At 73.0% G+C, this 18,577-nt stretch carries 14 protein-coding genes; 6 read left to right on the top strand and 8 right to left on the bottom strand.

The window, feature by feature from the left end; genetic code table 11:
- Positions 1–337 precede the first annotated feature (337 nt).
- Entirely contained in the window at positions 338–1,390 is a 1,053-nt protein-coding gene (locus tag ACZ6NZ_RS23965) for a DUF3800 domain-containing protein (protein WP_465860253.1), read from the top strand.
- A gap of 9 nt (positions 1,391–1,399) precedes the next feature.
- On the top strand, positions 1,400–2,275 hold the full coding sequence (locus tag ACZ6NZ_RS23960) for an alpha/beta fold hydrolase (protein WP_366609665.1): 876 nt from the start codon (positions 1,400–1,402) through the stop codon (positions 2,273–2,275).
- Positions 2,276–2,282: 7 nt separating this feature from the next.
- On the opposite strand, the gene ACZ6NZ_RS23955 is transcribed toward ACZ6NZ_RS23960, so the two are convergent.
- Complete coding sequence (locus ACZ6NZ_RS23955; RefSeq protein WP_465860252.1) at positions 2,283–2,513, bottom strand: hypothetical protein; 231 nt, start codon at positions 2,511–2,513, stop codon at positions 2,283–2,285.
- A gap of 126 nt (positions 2,514–2,639) precedes the next feature.
- Here ACZ6NZ_RS23955 and ACZ6NZ_RS23950 point away from each other — a divergent pair, with 126 nt between their 5' ends.
- The gene (locus ACZ6NZ_RS23950) at positions 2,640–3,035 is read left to right on the top strand and encodes a hypothetical protein (protein WP_465860251.1); all 396 of its coding nucleotides are present in this window, start codon (positions 2,640–2,642) and stop codon (positions 3,033–3,035) included.
- A gap of 15 nt (positions 3,036–3,050) precedes the next feature.
- Here ACZ6NZ_RS23950 and ACZ6NZ_RS23945 read toward each other — a convergent pair whose 3' ends face one another.
- The 4 genes from ACZ6NZ_RS23945 to ACZ6NZ_RS23930 all read right to left on the bottom strand — a co-directional run bounded on the left by ACZ6NZ_RS23945 (position 3,051) and on the right by ACZ6NZ_RS23930 (position 8,620).
- A complete protein-coding gene (locus ACZ6NZ_RS23945; RefSeq protein WP_465860490.1) occupies positions 3,051–3,434 on the bottom strand; it encodes a hypothetical protein in 384 nt (127 codons plus the stop codon).
- A 98-nt stretch (positions 3,435–3,532) separates the two neighbouring features.
- The gene (locus tag ACZ6NZ_RS23940) at positions 3,533–6,076 is read right to left on the bottom strand and encodes a hypothetical protein (protein ID WP_465860250.1); all 2,544 of its coding nucleotides are present in this window, start codon (positions 6,074–6,076) and stop codon (positions 3,533–3,535) included.
- The gene (locus ACZ6NZ_RS23935) at positions 6,076–7,401 is read right to left on the bottom strand and encodes an SWIM zinc finger family protein (protein ID WP_366609673.1); all 1,326 of its coding nucleotides are present in this window, start codon (positions 7,399–7,401) and stop codon (positions 6,076–6,078) included. Before ACZ6NZ_RS23935 ends, ACZ6NZ_RS23940 begins: the two co-directional genes overlap by 1 nt.
- A 40-nt stretch (positions 7,402–7,441) precedes the next feature.
- Complete coding sequence (locus ACZ6NZ_RS23930; RefSeq protein ID WP_465860249.1) at positions 7,442–8,620, bottom strand: MalY/PatB family protein; 1,179 nt, start codon at positions 8,618–8,620, stop codon at positions 7,442–7,444.
- 283 nt (positions 8,621–8,903) lie between these two features.
- Between ACZ6NZ_RS23930 and ACZ6NZ_RS23925 the strand changes: the two genes are divergently transcribed.
- Positions 8,904–9,950 (top strand): SMP-30/gluconolactonase/LRE family protein, encoded by a 1,047-nt coding sequence (locus ACZ6NZ_RS23925; protein ID WP_366609676.1) that lies wholly within the window; start codon positions 8,904–8,906, stop codon positions 9,948–9,950.
- Positions 9,951–10,001: 51 nt separating this feature from the next.
- Here ACZ6NZ_RS23925 and ACZ6NZ_RS23920 read toward each other — a convergent pair whose 3' ends face one another.
- Both ACZ6NZ_RS23920 and ACZ6NZ_RS23915 read right to left on the bottom strand, forming a co-directional pair.
- A complete protein-coding gene (locus tag ACZ6NZ_RS23920) occupies positions 10,002–10,640 on the bottom strand; it encodes a hypothetical protein (RefSeq protein WP_465860248.1) in 639 nt (212 codons plus the stop codon).
- Positions 10,637–10,798, bottom strand: coding sequence for a hypothetical protein (locus ACZ6NZ_RS23915; RefSeq protein ID WP_465860247.1), 162 nt, complete (start codon positions 10,796–10,798; stop codon positions 10,637–10,639). Before ACZ6NZ_RS23915 ends, ACZ6NZ_RS23920 begins: the two co-directional genes overlap by 4 nt.
- Positions 10,799–10,873: 75 nt before the next feature.
- On the opposite strand from ACZ6NZ_RS23915, the gene ACZ6NZ_RS23910 reads away from it, so the two are divergent.
- Both ACZ6NZ_RS23910 and ACZ6NZ_RS23905 read left to right on the top strand, forming a co-directional pair.
- A complete protein-coding gene (locus tag ACZ6NZ_RS23910; RefSeq protein ID WP_465860245.1) occupies positions 10,874–14,956 on the top strand; it encodes a tetratricopeptide repeat protein in 4,083 nt (1,360 codons plus the stop codon).
- Between the two features lie 296 nt (positions 14,957–15,252).
- Entirely contained in the window at positions 15,253–16,113 is an 861-nt protein-coding gene (locus ACZ6NZ_RS23905) for an oxygenase MpaB family protein (protein ID WP_465860489.1), read from the top strand.
- A 114-nt stretch (positions 16,114–16,227) separates the two neighbouring features.
- Here ACZ6NZ_RS23905 and ACZ6NZ_RS23900 read toward each other — a convergent pair whose 3' ends face one another.
- The gene (locus ACZ6NZ_RS23900) at positions 16,228–18,552 is read right to left on the bottom strand and encodes a beta-xylosidase/alpha-l-arabinosidase (RefSeq protein ID WP_465860243.1); all 2,325 of its coding nucleotides are present in this window, start codon (positions 18,550–18,552) and stop codon (positions 16,228–16,230) included.
- Positions 18,553–18,577: the final 25 nt, after the last annotated feature.

The raw sequence follows: 18,577 nt of genomic DNA, 5'->3' as shown, positions 1-18,577 counted from the left end.
TCGGGAAGGTTACTCCGGGGCCACAGAATAGGCAACGGTCGATCGATGAGCCCACGTCACGCCCCTGTGGCCGGTCAGAAAGACAGACGAGCGGTCGCGCAGCAGCAAGCTCCCACGCCGCCGCAGGGCGATTCGGCAGAACGACGCCGACGGCGACCCGTCCGGGCGGACATACATCAGATGTACGGAGGCGGGCAGCCGTCCCGCCGTGCACCAGCTCCGCGTGTGCCCCACGGCCAGCCGGGGTCTGGGCAGACCGTGCACCGCTCCCGTACGCAATCGGGTTGTCCTCTGCCGGCACACGGGTGACCATGGGCGGCATGGCGGGAACCCGGCGGTGAGGTCACCTCTTCAGGGTGGGCTGCCGCCGAGTGGCACGGTGGTGCTCGGGGCCGTCGTGGAGATCGCCTGCGACGAGTCGGGGTTCTCGGGCACGAACCTGCTGCACTCGACCGCCCCGGTGATCACGCACGCGAGCGTCGACCTGGCCGTCGACGAGGCGGTCGCGCTCATCACCGCCCTGCGGTCCGGGTTCCGGTTCTCGCCGCACGAACTCAAGTCCGGCCGGTTCCTGCGCGGCTCGGGTGCGCAGGAGGCACTGGAGTGGTTTCTGGCGGCGCTGGCCGGCCGCGCGCACGTCCACCTCATCGACAAGGAGTTCTTCCTCGTCACCCGGATCGTGGACTTCCTGCTGACCGAGCCGTCGTACGCGGCGGGCACCCGCCTCGCCCGCGAGCACCATCCGGCGGCTCTCGCCCTGCACGAGGCCGGACGCCGGGCCGCAGCCGAGTGGGCCGCCTTCCTGTCGGCGTTCGTCGATCTGGTCCGGATGAAGCGGCGACTTCCGGTCGACCAGACCCTGCGGAGGTTCTTCCAGGCCCGGGACGCGCTGCGGCGGCACGGCCTCGGCACGGTGGCCGACGCCGTCCTCGACGGGCTCGGCCCGAACCACGTGCGGGCCGTGGTGGCCAGGCTCGACGCCGACGACCGCACGGTCCCTCCCCCGCTGGAACCGCTGCTTCCGGCGCTTGCCGAGACCGTCCTGTCCTGGAGCGGAGGCCGGCGGCAGGTGCTGGTGACCCACGACGAGCAGAGCGCCCTGACCGCCGACCGGCTGACCCGCCTCCAGCGGGTGTTGGCCGACGGCGACGCCCCGGCGGGCGGCGCTGATCGGGCCGGGGCGCTGCCCAACGGGGTGTCACCCCTGGCAGGGCTGGTGATGGTCGACTCCCGCGACGATCCGCGCGTGCAGGTAGCCGATCTCCTCGCTGGAGTGGCCCGACGGATGCCCGGCATCATCGATGACGCGCTCCGTCAGCCGCCGCCGTCCCTGACAAACCCGGCGGCTCGCCGCCCGCAAGGCACTCCGACACGGGTCAGCCGTCCGTAGTCTCATCGGATGCAGGACATCCAGACGCACACCCTGGCCATTCCCGGCGTCGACCTGGTCTACGACGTCCGCGGCCCGCTACCTCCCACCGGCGCCCATCGTGCGCTGCTCATGATCGGCCAGCCGATGGCGGCGGAGGGCTTCGTACAGCTCGCTCCGCACTTCACGGACCGAACGGTCCTCACCTACGACCCCCGTGGTCTGGGCCGCAGCGTCCGCACGGACGGTCGCTCCGAGCACACGCCGCAGCAGCAGGCCGCCGACCTGCACGCGCTCGTTGAGGCGCTCGGTGTCGGTCCGGTCGACGTGTTCGCCAGCAGCGGCGGCGCGGTGAGCGCACTCGAACTGGTCGCCACCCACCCCGAGGACGTCGCCACCCTGGTCGCGCACGAACCGCCGATCAACGCCGTGCTCCCCGACGTCACGGCCGCCGAGCGCGCCCGAGCCGACTTCTACGAGGCGTACCAGGCGAAGGGCTCGGGTGCGGGGATGGCCGCGTTCATCGCCATGACGTCCTGGCAGGGCGAGTTCACCGATGCCTACTTCGCCCAGCCCGCTCCCGACCCGGCGATGTTCGGCATTCCCGCCGACGACGACGGCAGCCGCGACGATCCGCTGCTGTCGCAGAACTCGTGGGCGGTCACCGACTACCGTCCCGACGCGACTGTGCTCACCTCCGCGCCCACCCGGATCGTGGTCGCGGTCGGCGAGGAGTCGGCCGGAACGTACACCGCTCGCACCGCTCTCGGCCTCGCGGCGCTGCTCGGCCAGGAGGCCGTGGTGTTCCCGAGCCACCACGGCGGGTTCCTCGGCGGCGAGTTCGGCTACGCGGGCAAGCCGGAGGAGTTCGCCGAGCGTCTGCGGGAGGTGCTGGACGCCGGGTGACCTCCGCTCAGCCAGTCACCTCGGCGTAGACCTCGACGTCGTAGAGAAGTTGCACATCGCGGCGGCCGTTGGTGACGCCGACGAAGACCGGATCGCCGCACGGGGTGCGGCCCTGACGCCAGACCTGCTCCCGGGCCGCCTCCCGCGACTCGTGATGGGCCCTGCCCTGCTGATGCAGGTGCAGCACCCGGCGTGCGGTGCCCCGGTCGGTGCCGAGGTGGATTCGCAGGAGTGGCATGTCAGCACCTCCTTGCTCGACGCGGGATCTCGTGCGGCTGGCCGAGCAGCCGTATCGTGGGACGCGGGCGGTGACGATCCGCCGTCTTCGATTAAACGCCACCCGCTGCGATCGAGGAGGGCATTTATGACTGGTCTGGCGGCCGTCGGCGCGCTCGTGGGTGTCCTGCTCGTCGGTCTCGTGGTCCTGGTCCGTAAGCCGGCCAACACCCGGTCGGTGCTCAGATGGTCGGCCCTGGCGATCACGGTGTTGGTGGCCGCCGTGCTGATTCCCTACACCGTGGACGACTCGGGCGCGGCGGCCGGCTACCTGCTCGGCGTTCCCGTTGTCGCGGCGTTGCTGCCCGTCCTCACGCAGCAGGCCGGTCGGCTGGCCATCATCGCCGACCTGGTGGCCGCGCTCGTGCTCACCGGATGGGGCCTTCTCCTCGGGCTCGGCATCGGTGTGGCGTTCCTACCTGCGGTGATACTCCTGATCGCCAGCGCCGCGGGCACCTGGACGCCACGCCCGTCCACCACGTGACCCGGTGACCCGCTGTCAGCCGTCCGAGGTGAACAGCCCCTGAACGCCGACGACGATCGCGATGAGGCCGAAGATCGCGAGCAACAGCCGGACGCCGGTGGCACCGTCCGACCGCTCGTCGCGGGGCGTCGACCGCCCGGTCAACCGGCCCCACAGCAGGGCGAGCCCCACACCGATCCCCACCACCTCGAAGTGGAACACCCGAGGACCGGAGGTCAGGTGGACGATGAGGTAGTAGCCGCCGGTCACCAACGCCACGAGGCCGACCACCCACGCGATCGGGGCGGCCCGACCGGCGAGGCGGCCCAGGTCGTCGCCGACCCGCGGCAGCAGCCGCAGCACCGCCACGGCGAGCAGGAAGCCACCGACGATATTGGCGAGGTCGAGCAGCAGAGCCATGAGCACGGGACATCTCCGTCGATCGAGTGATCAGCCGGTGGGAGCGTACCCACGGACCCGGTCGGTTGAAACGGTCCGGACGGCACACTCCCGGCGGGTCAGGTGGTCAGTGCGGTGGCGAGTCGACGCGCTTCGGTCACCAACCGGCTCGTGCCGCCGCGGGCCACCACGTCGGCCAACCCCGGCACCTCGATGCGCACCCCGGTGGCCCGGGCCGTCTCGGCGCCCAGAGCCAGCAGGTCAGGCGTGCCGCGAGGCGGGTTCGACGCGGCCAACATCGGTGGCAGCGCGGCGGCGAGCAACCGCCAGACGGTCAGCCGGGCACCGGCGGCGATCGCGTCGCGCAGTGGGGTGACCACCCGGGTCGGCGTCACCTGCCCGTCGGCCGCCAGCGCGCCCAGCTGGCCACCGACGCCCGGCGGATCGAGGTCCCCCGCGGCCGCCAGCATCAACAGGGCGTCGAGGGCGGCCACCCGGTCCACCTCGTGCCGGGCGCACAGCCCGTACGCCAGCGCGAGGTCGAGCGCCGGGCCGCCGGGGCCGGCACACTCGGCGAGCACCGGCAGAATCGTGGCGGCGTCCTGGGCGTTCTCCTGCGCCGCGCTTGCGAACTCGGACAACAGGTGGGCGGCGACCAGGCCTCGGTGCCCCGGCAGCAGCGCGGGCCACAGGTTGCTCGAGTCACCCAGCACTCGCCCGATCGGGTGCGCCGGCACGGTGAGCAACCCGAGCGGGTCCGCCACACCGTCGGGAGGGGTACCGGTGACGAGGGTGCGCCGAGCAGGTAGCTCCTCGTAGGCGAAGTCGTACGTGTGCTTGCGCTCGCGCCGGCCGACGGTGACCACCTGCTGGACCGTTGCCGGTAGGGCGTCGCCGCGCAGCCATTGAGCCAGTTCGTCACCGGCCATGCTGCCCAGCGCGGCGGCGCGATCGGCAAGCGCCTCGTCCACGACGACGGGCAGGCGCAGCAGGGCCTGGGTCAGGTCCCAGCGCCACACCGGACGGTCGCCGAGCGCAGCCAGCCTCTCGTAGAGGGCGGTCGGGTCGAGGGCTCCGGTGGCGCAGGTCGGTGCGGCCAGCAGCCCGGGGTCGTCCCGGCCGTCGAGGCGCTGACCGATCTCCGCGAGCCGGCCGCAGTACACAAGTGTGAGCGCGGACTGATGCGGCGGCTTGAGGGCCGACCGACCCCGGAACGGCCGCAACGTCCGGGTCAGTAGCTGGCTGAGGATGCTCGACCACTGGTCGCGGCGGCTGGCCGCCTCGGGCTGCGCGGCGGCGGCCAGCAGGACGCCGTTCAGTTGGACCGGCACGTTGAACTGCGACCACATGTGGTCCCAGGCGCCGACCTCGCCCCGGCGCAGCACCGGCAGCAGGGCGGTGGCCAGCCGGGCCCGGTCGGTGGTGGCCAGCCGGACCAGCCCGTCGAGGACCCGCTCCAGGGTTGCCGCGGGCGGGCGCGGAGTGAGGAGCCCGAAGATCTCCTCGACCAGCTCGTCCATCTCGGTGATCGGCGGCGCCGCGGGCGCGGGCGACACCGGCGGGGGCAGCTCGTCGCCCGCCACCGCCACGGTGACCGTGGCCACCGGCCGGTGACCGTGGCGCTGCGCCAACGCCGCCGCGCGGTCCCGCAGGTCGGCGGCCGGGTGTGCGGTGCCCGACGCGAGGACCTCGGCGATGCCGACCCGGTGCTCGGGGCGGTCCCGGGCCAGTCGGTCCAACCAGGACAGCTGTGCCCGCACCAGCGCCTTCTCCGGCCGACTCAGCACGACCCGGGAGGTGTCCAGCAACGCGTCGAAGCCCACCTGTCCGCCCGCGTCGCGCAGCGCCCGCTGCGCGACGCCGGCCACCGGCCCGGGCGCGTCGGCGAGCAGCCGTAGGTACCCGCTGGCCCGCGCGGCCACCTCGTCCGGGCCGGGACGTAGCTCTTCGTGCAGGGCCAGGAACGGACGCAGCGCGCCCGGCCGGTCGCCGCGCAGCAGCCGGCCCAGCACCCCGTCCACGAGTGCGGCCCGGTCGAGCCGTCCCTCCGTCGCCAGTGCGGCCAACGCCGTGGGCACCGGCTGCCCGGCGCCGCTGAACCCCAGGTCGATGCCGATCCCGTCGACCTCGAACAGGCGCGGCAACAGCACGTCCAGGAACGGGTCGGCGCGTAACTCGTCGAGCAGCGGCGCGCGGCGGGGCCCGTCGGACGACCGCTGCCACCACAGTGACTGCGCCCAGCCGGCGACGAACGCGTCCCCGGTCGGCGGCGGCACCTTCTCCGCGAGCAGGAGCGCGGCGATGAAGTGCCAACCATCCCAGGGGCGGCGGCGGGACAACCGCTCGGCCAGCCGGTACGCCACATCGGCGAGCCAGGGCACGCCCCGCTGCCGCGCCGCGGCAACCACCGGCTCGGGATCGGTGTCGGTCAACAGGATCGACCTCCGGCCGAGCAGGGCGGCGACCTTCGTCGCGGTGCTCAGTGTGCCCACGGCGGCCACCGCAAGCGCGGTCGCTCTGTGGCCGTAGCAGATGTCGTCCTGCTGCCGGACGTGGACGACCAGGTCGTCCGCGAGCGCTCGTCGTGCCGGCTCGTCGAGGGCGTGCAGTGCCGACCCGACGGTCGTCACCTCACCGCGTTCGAGTGCCTCGAAGAGATCCATCACGCCGTCGCCTGGGTGACGATGGACACCGCGAGGGCATGCCGGCACGGGCCGCGCTGGCCCCGGTATTTCCCCCACCATCGGCAGGTGCAGGTGAGGTTGCCGTCCGGGAGCCGGCGGACGCGGTACTCGTCGTCGCCGCTGCGTACCGTGGCATGGTCGCCGTCGCGGCGGACCGCGCCCTGCTCGACAAGCGTGCGCGCGCCGACCAACCGGGGGTTGTCCCGCTCGGCCCGGCCGGCGTCGTGCGGCATCACCCGGTGGAAGTAGCCGGCGTCGGCGACGTCGTAGCCGACCCGCCCGGCGGTGCCGAGCTGGGCCAGGGCTGCGCGGACCCGGTCGTCGGACAGGCCGGCGGCGTCGGCGAGTGCGGCGACGTCGATGGTCGGATCCCAGGAGAGCAGGGCACCGACCAGCTCGGCGTCGTCGATCACCTCGTCACCGGCGAGCGCCAGCAACGCCGCCCCTTCGCCGGAGAAGCCCCGGTACGGCTCGGGTGAGAGGGTCAGCGACAGCCGCAGCGAGCCGGTGTCCAGCTCCCACGTGCTCGGCACGGGCGGTGAGCCGGCGCGCACCGCTGGCCCGTACACCCGCAGGGTGCGGGCGTGCCGGAGCAGCCCGCGCAGCGCCGCGAGCCGCCCCGCGCCGGCCAGACAGACCGCCCCCGGCGTCGGGCGGGAGGTCAGCCGGAGGGTACGCCCGGCCGGCACCGCCCAGAGCACCGAGCGGTCGCTGGCCCCGGGCAGCCGGCGCAGGAACGCCGTGGCCTCCGCGGCGGGGATCTCGGCGCGCGGCTCGAACCCGGCGGTGAGCACGTGCACCTCGGCGAAGCCGCGCATCCAGCGCCCCGGCAGCGGCACCTTCCGTTCCACCACCGCACCGTCCATGGTGGAGACGGTGAGGTCGTCCGGGCCGACGGCCAGGTGCAGCGGCTCGATCCCACCCACCCGGGCCAGGGCTTCGCGCAGCGGCGGGTTGACGTCGACGTTCGTGGTGCCGTGCCCGGCGATCTCCCCGTCGAAGCCGGCCGGGACCACGTCCATCCGGGCGTACACCCCGCAACAGCCGGAGAAGGACTCGAAACGCAGCCGTTCCCGGCTGCCGGTCACCACCGGATCGAGGCTCGCCGGGCTGACCGGCTGGTGGTACCGGGTGCGGGCCACCTCGGCCACGGCCAGCAGCCCGGCCGCCGCGGCCGCCGGGGTGGTGAGAAACCCGGAGAAGAAGCGCGGGTTGGCCGCCGGGCCGCCGCTGGTCTGGAGGTCGAGACCGGCGGCGCGCAGCGAGGACGGCTGAAGATAGCGGTACGTCTGGACGGCGTTCACGGGCACACCGTAGAACCACCGACCGACATCGGTGCCGGTCTCAGCCGACGGCGCTGGTCATCCGGCGTACCGCCTCGATGATGAGTTCCGGTGCGGTGGCCAGGTTCAGTCGGACATGCCCCACACCGCCGGTGCCGAACGCCAGTCCGGAATTCAGCGCCACCCGGCCACGGTCGAGGAACACGGCGGCCGGGTCGTCGCCGAGGCCCAGGGCGCGGCAGTCCAGCCAGGCCAGATAGGTGGCCTGACCGGGCTGGTAGCGGACGGCGGGCAGATGCTCCGCGAGCTGCGCGGCCAGGAGCCGGCGATTGTCGTCCAGGCCGGTCAACAGGGCGTCGAGCCACTCGCCACCGTCGCGGAAGGCAGCGGTGTGGGCGATCACGCCGAGGTGGCTGGTGCTGACGCTGACCCCGAACGGGACGCGAGCGAGGTCGGCGGCTGCGGCCGGGCCGGCGACCAGGAGCCCGCCGCGCAGGCCGGAGAGGTTCCAACCCTTGGAGGCGGACACCAGCGACAGGCCGTTCTCCGCGCCCCGCACCGAAAGGTACGGCACGAACCGCGCTCCCCCGGCCACCACCGGAGCGTGGATCTCGTCGGCGACGACCCGCACCCCGTGGCTTTGGGCCAGTCCGGCGACGGCGGTCAACTCGGCCGCGCTGTGCACGACTCCGGTCGGGTTGTGCGGGCTGCAGAGCAGGTACGCGGCCGGCCGTCCGCCGGCGCGAGCCCGCTGGAACGCGTCCTCCAGGGCTCCGAGGTCGATCCGCAGGTCCTCGCCGAGCGGTGCCTCCACGATCCGGCGGCCGGCGTGCGCCACGGACTCGTAGAACGGCGGGTAGACCGGGCAGTTGACGATCACCGCGTCCCCGGGCTCGGTGACCAGTCGCAGCGCCTCGACGACGCCGTGCATGACGTCGGGCACCAGCGCGGTGCGCTCCACGGCCAGCCCGTCCCAACCCCACCGTCGCGCGGCGAACTCGGCCACTGCCTGCGGGTACGCCGTTCCGGCGGGGTAGCCGGTGTCGCCGCGGGCGACGGCGTCGGTGATCGCCCGTGCGACCGGCTCGGCCAGGGGCACGTCCATCTCGGCCACCCAGAGCGGCAGCACGTCGTCGGGGTGCTCCCGCCACTTGAGGCTCGTCCGCTGCCGAAGCTGCTCGATCGTGAGCTGGCGGAGGGGATTGACCGCGGTTCGGGCACCACTGAGCAGGCCACTCATGTCCCCACTCTATTCCTTGCCTCCGACCGACGCCCGGGGTCGCCGTTGACGCGTCCACTGTGGTTGTTTCGGAAGGATTTCCGGGGGCCGTTTTTGCATTGACCAGTGTCTTTGTGTTTGCAATCCGCGTGCCGCTCGGAATCAACGCCGAAAGATTGCTGCGGGTCGTCAGTTCATCACCTAGGCTCCCGAATGCCCACATCGACGGCCCGCCCTCACGCCGTGCCAGCCACCGACCTCGCACGCCGGCCATCGCAACCCTCGACGCCGATTGGAGTGTCCGATGACCTGGCGTCCCACCATTGCCGCACTGGCCGGCCTGTGCCTGGCGGTCAGCGCCACCCCCCTGCCCGCCGGTGCGGCCGTCGCCGCCGCCCACGTCAGCGCTCACGCCGCGCTCGCCGGTCCGCCCGGCGCACCGCCCGGGGCCTGCCCGACGGGGGCCACCTACGGGCCACCGCTGCCGGCCAGCACCGTGACGGCCCCGCGAATCCAGGGCGGGTTCACCTTCCTCGAAGGGCCGGTCTGGGTCGCCGACGGCGGCTACCTGCTGTTCTCCGACATGACCGCCGGCACCGGCCCGTACAACGTCCAGCCGTCGACGATCCGCCGGTTCACCGCGCCCGCCACCTTCGACACGTTCATCACCAACGCCGGCAGCAACGGCCTGGCGCTCAGCGCCGACGCCCAGCAGCTCGTCGCGGCCACCCACGACCAGCGGAGCGTGTCGGCGTACCGGCTGAGCGACCGGGCCCGCAGCACCGTCGCGCCCAACTACCAGGGCCGGGCGTTCAACTCGCCGAACGACGTCGCGGTCCGTTCCGACGGCGTCGTCTACTTCACCGACCCCAACTTCCAGCGCGGCAACCGCCCCGACCAGATGAGCGGGCGCACCGGTGTCTTCCGCGTCTCCAACGGTCAGGTGTCGCTGGTCGACGACCGGTTGCGCCAACCCAACGGCATCTCGCTCTCACCGGACGGGACGACGTTGTACGTGGGCGCCTACTCGGAGAACAAGATCTACAAGTACGCGGTCCAGCCCGACGGCAGCATCGGGGCCCGCAGCGTCTTCGTGAACTACATCGGCGGCCCGGACGGCGGCACGATCGACTGTGCCGGCAACGTGTACTGGACCTCGGGTGGGGACTCCCTGGTCCACGTCTACTCCCCCGCCGGCACCGAGCTCGGCACGATCCGGTCCGGCAATTCCGGCACGACCAATGTGGCGTTCGGTGGCCCCGACCGGCAGACCCTCTTCGTCACGTCGGGCCGCTGGGGTGACTCCGGGCTCTACAGCGTGCGGCTCAACGTCCCCGGATATCCGTACTGACCAACGGTCGAAGAGCGCGCCGCTCTCGTCGGAGCCGACGAGAGCGGCGCGCTAGCCGGCGGTCGCGGCGATGAACACCACCGCCCCGGCCACCACCAGCGCGGCGGCCAGGAAGGTCTGCCGGCGGGCCCGGCGCAACGCCTCCCTGACCTGCCAGGCGTGCGCCGTGGCGAGCAGCCAGCGCAGGTACGGGTCGGTCCGGGCGATGTTACGGCGGGCGGTGGCGAGCCCGGCCCGGAGGGCGGCCCGCTCCTGCGGCGCAGCCGTCGACAGGCGGCGGGTGATCTCCGCGGCGATCCGGCGATGACGCAGCAGAGCGTCGACGTCGTCCGCGTACCCGCCGAAGTGGTACCAGGGCTCGGCCTCCAACCGCTCGCGCAGGCCGCGCAGCTCCGGGCCGGTGAGCGTGGCCGGCGTGGTCATCGGCGGGACGAGCACCTCGCTGGTCCGCCAGATCGCCCAGGCCACGCCGAGCAGCGTCACCAGCAGGCCGCCGCCCGCCCACGCCGCGTGAGCCCAGTCGGTGACCCTGCCGGCGGCGATCAGCGGGCCGCCGCCGAGCAGCAGCGCACCCACCGCGCCGGCCGAGGAGATGATCCACCGCGCCGCCGCCCGACTGTCCGCGACCGAGTCCAACGGCGACGGCAGCACGTCCAACCCCGCGCCGCTGGTCGGCGACTCCCCGGTCATCGACTGTCGTCGCGGAAGACGACACCCAACGGGCCGTTCTCGTCGTCGGGCAGATCGGTGTACGGCACCCAGCGCTGCCCGTCGAAGAACTCCAACTCGCCGCTGTCGTTGATCCGCACCGCGTTGACGTGGGCAAGCTCCTCAGGATCGTCAGCCATGGATACAGTATCGGTCAGCCCGGCAATCCATCCCGGCATCGGGTCGTCCGCCGGGCGAGCGCAGGGGGGGCCTTCGTGATCCGGTTGACAGTCAGCGCGACCGACGTGGTCCTGGGCGTTCAGGGCGACCGAAGTCGGCACCCGGTGGGCCCCGGCGACCAACGCACGGCCGACCTGCTCTGGCGGCTGCGCGGCGGCCCCTCGGTGGAGCTGTCGTACGAGGTCGGCGTCGCGCTCGGCCGCCGCTTCCTGGACGCCGCCGGCCCGGCCCTGCGCGCCGAACTGGCCCGCCCCGGCCGGCACCGGCTCGGCATCGAGGTCGTCGACCCGGCCCTGGCCGACCTGCCCTGGGAGACCCTGGTGCTGCCCGGGGAGGAACTGCCGTTGGCGCTGCGACCCGACGTCGACGTCTGCCGGGCCGGCGCTGACACACCGGCACCCAACCTCCGGGTGGACGGCCCCCTACGGATGCTCGCGGCGATCGCGAGCCCGGACGACTCGACCCAGCCGCTGCTGGACCACGAGCGGGAACTCGGGCGGATCCTCGGCGCTGTGGAACCCGGGCATCGCCACGGGGCGCGGGTCCGCGTGCTGGAGTGGGGCAGCGCCGCCGCGATCCGGGCCGCCCTCGCCGAGGAGCCGTTCCACGTCCTGCACGTCTCCAGTCACGCACGCCCCGGAGCGCTGCTGCTGGAAACCCCCACCGGCACGGAGGACCGCGTCGACGCCGCGCGGTTCCTGGCCGAGGTGCTGCCGCCCGGCCGGACCGTGCCGCTGATCGTGCTGGCCGGTTGCTCGACCGCCCGCCAGGATCAACGGGAACTGCCCGGGCTGGCCGGCGCGCTGCTGACCCACGGCGCACCGGCGGTGTTGGCGATGAACGGGACGGTCAGCGACGGGTACACCATCGACTTCTGCGCTCGGCTCTACGAGCGGTTGGCCGCCGGCAGCGAGCCGGAGCTGCTGGCGGAGGTCTCCGCCGTACGCCGCGAGCTGGCCCCGACCGCCGCCGAGTGGTGGATGCCGACGCTGTTCCTGGCCGACGCCGGGTTGCGGCTGGCCGGCGGGCGGGACGGTCCCGCCGTTGCCGCGCCGCCCGCCCCGTCGATCGTGGGGGACGGCGTGGTGCGGGCGCCCGCGGACTTCGTGGGTCGCCGGGAGATCCTGCGTCGGCTGTCCCGGGGAAAGCTTCGGGTGCTCGTCCACGGCATCGGTGGGATCGGCAAGACGAGTCTCGCCGCGGAACTCGCGCGGCGGTTCCGCGACGCGGGTGGCGTCGTCGTGGCGACCCACGGCGACGCCACCGTCGACGCGATCCTCGACGAGCTGCGCCGCCAGGTGGAGAGCCGCTGCGCTGGGGCGGCCCCGGACGACCCGCTGCGGCGATGGCTCGTCGCCCTCGCCCAGCCGGGCCAGGACTGGCGGCGACGGTTGGACGCGATCGGCACCGGCGGTCCGCCGCTGCTGCTCGTCCTCGACAACGCCGAGGACGCCCTGGACGCCGAGCACCGGTTGGCCGACGCGGACCTGGCCGCGTTCCTCGCCGCCTGGGCGGCCCACCACGAGCTGGTCGTGACCAGCCGGCACCCGTTCCCGGTCGCCGGTCTGGACGCCTGTCACCTCGGTCCGCTCTCCTGGCAGGAAACCCGCAAACTGCTCTGGCGACTGCCGGGCGTGGGCCAACTGGCGTCGGCGGAGCAGCAACGGATGTGGCACCGGCTGGGTGGCCACCCGCGCGCGCTGGAATACCTCGACGGCCTGCTGCGCGGCGGCAACGCCCGATCCGACGAGGTCGCCGGCCGACTGGCCGCGGCCGGCGGTGGCCGGGACGCCGTGCCGGCCGAGGTCGGCACGCCGCTGGCCGAGGCCGGCGCGCTGGCCGCCGAGGACGTGCTGCTGCCCCGGCTGCTGGCCCGCCTGGAAGCCGTTCCGGTGGCCCGTCGGTTGCTGCTCGGCGCGGCGGTGTACCGCACTCCGGCCGACCGGACCGGGCTCGCCTGGCAGCTCGCCGACCCGGCCGACGGCGACGACCCACCACCGGAACCGGCGGGGTTGGACGAGGCGATCGAGACGCTGTCGCAGCTGGGGCTGCTCGCCCCGGTCACCGGGGGCCACCTGGTGCACCGGTGGACGGCGGCGAGCCTACAACGGATCGCCGGCCGCGACGCGGTGGTCGACGCGCACCGCCGGGCGGGCCGGTACTGGGGCTGGCGGGCCCGGTCCAGCAGCGACCAGCACGACTTCATCCGCCGGGCCGTCGAGGCGCGGTACCACCACCTGGCGGCGGGTGACACCGACGAGGTCGTCACTTACTCGGAGCTGGCCTGCCAGGAGTTGCACGCGGCCGGGCACTGGGCCTGGGAGGAGAAGATCTGGCGGGAACTACTGCCGCTGGCCCCCCGCGGTTCGGCGCGTTCGGCGAGCTTCCTCAAGGGACTCGGCGACGTGCACCTCAGCCGGGGTGAGTACTCGCAGGCGACGCGGCGTTACGAGGCGGCGCTCGCCGTCTACCGGGATCTCGGCGACGACAGCGGGGTCGGCAAGCTCCTGCACCAGTTGGGCCTGGTCGCCGACAACCGGGGCGACCGGGCGGGCGCGGACCGGCTGTTCCAGGAGGCGTTGACGATTTTGAATCGGCTCGACGACCGCTCGGCGGTCTCCCGGACCCTGCACCAGCTCGCCGGGATCGCCCGCGGCAACGGCGACGCCGAGCTGGCCATGTCGCGTTACCGGGAGGAGCTGGCGATCGCCCGGGACCTCGACGACCTGGAGGGGATCGCGGCGAGCCACCACCAGATCGGCGTGCTCGCCTTCGAGGCCCGGGACTTCGTCAAGGCGGAGCGGTGCGTGCAGGTGGCGATCACCACCTACGGACGGTTGGGCGTCCGGGTCCAGCAGGGCAGCGGGCTGGTGATGCTCGGACGCATCGCCCTCGCCCAGTTCGCGTACGACACCGCCGAGGAGCGGGTCCGCGCCGCCCTGAAGATCTTCGAGGAGGTCGGCAGCAACGGTCACATCGCGGAGTGCGCGCTGTTGCTCGGTCACCTCTCCCGCGACCTCGACGACCTCGAGTTCGCCGAGAGCTGCTACGCCCGCGCCCGGACGATCGTCGCGGCCCTCGGCGAGGACCCGCTGCTGCGCCGCTGCGACGAGCTGCTCGGCGGCGTCCGCACCGTCCTCGGCCGGGCTGCCGAGGCGGTACCCCACACCCTGAACGCGATCGGCGGTGACGACCAGCCTCCGCTCCAGGCGGCCCTGGAATGGCTGGCCGTGCAGCGCCTGGAACTGGGCGCGCACGCCTTCACCGCCCTGTTGTCCACGCACCTCGACCGGCGGCAGGCAGCGCAGCGGGCCGAATGGGTCGAGGCGTACCTGCGGTTGCGGTTCGACGCTTCCCACCCGACGCCGCTCGGCAGTGGCTACGTCCATCGCGCCATTGCCGCCGCCCAGGCCGGTGAGTTCGGTACCGCCCGGATGTGCCTGCTGCGGGCGTTGCCGATCTGCGCCGCCGCCGGCTACCAGGCGGGGGTCGCCAAGTGCCACGAGGACCTCGGCCGGGCAGCCCTGGAGACCCGCCGGCTGACCGAGGCGCGGTCCCGCTACGAGCAGGCGTCGCAGGTCTACCGCGTGCTGCGCCACGAGCCCAACCAGGCCATCGTCCTGCACCAGCTCGGCCGGGTCTGCGAGGAGCAGGAGGATCTCGCCGGCGCGGACGGGTTCTACCGTCGCTCCATCGCGATCAAGAAACGGCTCGAAAACATGTCAGGCGTCTCCAACAGCACCTTTCACCTCGGCCGGGTGGCCGGCCTGCGCGGCGACCGGGCCCTGGCCGAGCGGTGCTACCGGACCTGCCTGCGGATCGACCGCGAGCAGGGCAAGTGGGAGGCGGTGGCACTGGACCAGGTGGCGCTCGGTCAGCTGCGCGTCGAGCAGGGCCACCCGGCGGAGGGTGTCCCGCTGATCGTCGAGGCGCTGAGCATCGACCGGCAGATCGGGTCGGCGAACGCGGCGCTCGACCTCAACGCGCTGCGCGATCTGCGGGCCAGGCTCGGCGACGAGGTGTTCACGGCCATCCTCACCGACGCCTTCGGCGCGGCCGGCGCGGCCGAGGTGCTCGACCTGATCGCGGTGCTACCGACAGCGGACGAGCCGACCTGACCCACCCGGGCACCCGTACACTCGGCTGATGGCGTACCGCCCGCGGCAGCGAGGTCGATAGACCGATGGGGGCGTCGACCGCGGACACCGTGATCTTCGATTTCGATGGTGTGCTGCTGCGCGGGGACGCATTCGGGTTGTTCCTGCGACGCACTGCCTTCGCGGGTGCCCGGCTGCCGCTCGCCGTCGCCGCGCTCGTTCTCCTCGCGCCCGTCGCCCCCGTTCCCGCCCTGCGTCCGTGGGCGGCGTGGCCAGGGCCCGGGGCACCCACCTCACACCGCTGGAGACGACCGCCGATGAGAGGCCGCTACGACAACCTGACCCGCATCCGTGCTCTCGATCCGGAGCGCGACCACCTGGTCATCTACCAGACCATGCTGCGTTACGAGTTTCCGTGGGACATGAAGCTCGGGCTCAACCTCGCCTTCAACCGGTCGTTCTCCATCCCCGCCATCGCCGCCGTGCACACCGCCACCGGAGAGCTGACCGAACGCACCCAGAAGCGGATCGACGACACCGGTCTGCTGATGTACGAGATGGTGCTCAACGGCTTCGACCAGCCCCGGGGTCGCGAGGCGTTGCGGCGCGTCAACCAGATCCACCGCCCGTACGACATCAGCAACGACGACTTCCGCTACGTCCTCGGCTGCCTGGTCGTGATCCCCACCCGCTGGTTGCAGGAGTACGGCTGGCGTCCACCCTGCTGCCACGAACGTCACGCCACGTACCTGTTCTACCGGGAACTCGGCCGACGGATGGGCATCACCGACGTCCCGGGGTCGTACGGCGAGTTCGAGACCTGGTTCGACGCGTACGACGCGGCTCACCTGCAACCCAACGACGACGCGGCGGCCATCGAGCGCGCCACCCGGATGCTGATGCTCACCCGGATCCCCCGGATGCTCACCCCACTGGGAAACGCGCTGGTCAGCGCCCTGTATGACGCGCCGCTGCGGCGCGCGACGCGGGTCGACACCCCGACCTGGCCGGTCCGGGCGGGTGTGCGCCTGGCCCTGCGGACGCGCTCGCTGTCGCAGCGATGGTTCGGGGCGCCACCGACGACCGCGTTGTTCGCCGACGGGATCAAGACCAGGAGCTACCCCGACGGGTACGAGATCAGCCGGCTCGGCCCCCACCAGGACCGCGTACGCGAGTAGCACGTCGACGTGCCGCCGGGCCCGACGCCACCGGCGCGGGGTCACCGCGACGACCGGCGCGGGAGCGGGGTCGGTCCGCCGACTGTCCATCGGGGACAGTCGGCGGACCGACTCTCAGTGGATCTCTGTGGTGGTCCACCGTGGGGAGGCGTTGGTGACCGGAACGGTGTCGCCGACCAGCGTCGTCAGCGCCTCGGCGTCCCGCCGTTCACTGGTGCCGACCCACAGCTCGACGTCGCCAGGCTCCACCACCCGGGTGTACGTGCGGTCGGAGAAGGCCAGACGGGTGGTGGGGACCGTCAGCTCGACGGTGACGGACTGTCCCGGTTCGAGGTGGACCCGCCGGTAGCCGAGCAACTGCGCCACCGGCCGGGTCACCGAGGCGACCACATCGCGACCGTAGAGCTGGACCACGTCGTCGCCGGCGACCGCGCCGGTGTTCGTCACCCGCACGGTCACCGCTACCGCCCCGCTGGTGGGTGCCGTGCTGGGCACGGTGAGCTCGTCGTACCCGAAGGTCGTGTAGGACAGGCCGTGGCCGAACGGTGCCACCGGTGTCGCCGGCAGGTTGGTCACCTCGTTGCCCGTGCCCAGGGTGGGGTGCAGGTAGGAGTACGGCTGTGCGCCGGCCGACCGGGGCAGGCTGACCGGGAGCCGGCCCGACGGGTTGACCCGCCCGGAGAGCACCCCCGCGATCGCCCCGGCGCCCTCCTCGCCGGGGAAGAACGCCTGCACCACCGCCGCGCAGCGCGTGAGCGCCCAGCCGACCGCGTACGGCCGGCCGGTGACCAGCACGAGGACGACCGGTGTGCCGGTCGCCAACACCGCCTCGACCAGTTGGCGCTGGACGCCGGGCAGCTCCAGGTCCTCCCGGTCGCAGCCCTCGCCGACCGTGCCGCGTCCGAAGAGGCCGGCGTGGTCGCCGACGACCAGGACGGCCACGTCCGCGCCGGAGGCCGTGGCGACGGCCTCGTCGAAGCCGGACCGGTCGTCGTCGTCCACGTCGCAGCCGCGTGCCCAGGTGACGAGATCGCCGCCGAACTCGGCCCGCACGGCGTCGAGCACGGTCGGCACGTCGATGCCGGTCTCCACGCCCGGGTGCTGGACGAGGACGTGGTTGAGGAACGAGTAGCACCCGAAGAGCGCGCTCTGCCGGTCGGCGTTCGGGCCGATGAGGGCCACCCGGCGCCCCGCGGGCAGCGGCAGCGCGTCCCGGTTGGCGACCAGCACGATCGATTCCTCGGCGAGCCGGCGGGCGATCGACCGGTGCTCGGGCGAGTCGAGGTCGATCGTCTGGGGCGGCTCGTCGTCGAAGGTGGCGTCGAGCAGGCCCAGGTCCCGCTTCTGGCGCAGCACCCGAAGCACCGCGCGGTCGATCAGCGCCTCGTCGAGTTTGCCCGCCCGCACCGACTCCCCCAGGGTCAGGTAGGCGTCGCCGGTGGGCAGCTCGACGTCGAGACCGGCGGTCAACGCCTGCCCGGCCGCGTCCGCGTGATCGCTGGCCACGTGGTGCAGCAGGTTCAGGAACGCGACCCCGTAGTAGTCGGCCACCACGGTGCCGTCGAAGCCCCACTGATCGCGCAGGATGCCGGTCAGCATCGTCGGGTCGGCGGCGACCGGCACCCCGTCGATCTCGGTGTACGAGTGCATGACGCTGCGCGCGTCGCCGTCGAGGATCGCCATCTCGAACGGAAGGAGCAGCACGTCGGCCAGTTCCCGGCGGCCGACGTGCACCGGGGCGAAGTTGCGCCCGGCCCGCGAGGCGGAGTACCCGGCGAAGTGCTTGAGGGTGGCGTGCACCCCCTGCGACTGCAGGCCGCGCACGTACGACGTGCCGATGGTGCCGACCAGGTACGGATCTTCGGCGACGCACTCGTCGACCCGACCCCAGCGGGGGTCACGGATCACGTCGAGCACCGGAGAGAGCCCCTGGTGCACGCCCAGGGCCCGCATCGACGCGCCGATCGCCGCGGCCATCTCGGTGACCAGTTCGGGGTTGAACGCGGCACCCCAGGCCAGCGGGGTCGGGAACGTGGCCGCCTTCCACGCGGACAGCCCGGTGAGGCACTCCTCGTGCACGATCGCCGGGATGCCGAGCCGGGTGCCGGTGACCAGGTCGCGCTGAAACTTCCACAACCAGGACGCGCGTTGCGCCGGGTCCAACGGGCGGGTCCCGTAGGCGCGGGTGAGGTGACCGAGCCCGTGCCGGGAAAAGTCCTCGAGCTTGGAGGAGTCGCCGAACTCGCCCTGCAACGGCGCGACCGCCTCGCCGTCCTCCTTCTCCCAGAAGCCGACGAGCTGGGCGATCTTCTCCTCGATCGTCATCCGGCCGAGGAGTTCGCGTACGCGGGCCTCGCCGTCGTGCCCGTCCGGTCGTCCGTGCTCCGGACCGGTCTGGGCCGGCAACGGCCCGCCCACCACCGCGTGGACCTCAGTCATGCTGTGCCTTCCTGTGGTTGTGCTC

Source organism: Micromonospora sp. NPDC047756 (genome assembly GCF_055587245.1).
The sequence above is the reverse complement of the archived record's forward strand: the minus strand, read 5'-3'. Positions and strand labels throughout refer to the sequence as shown.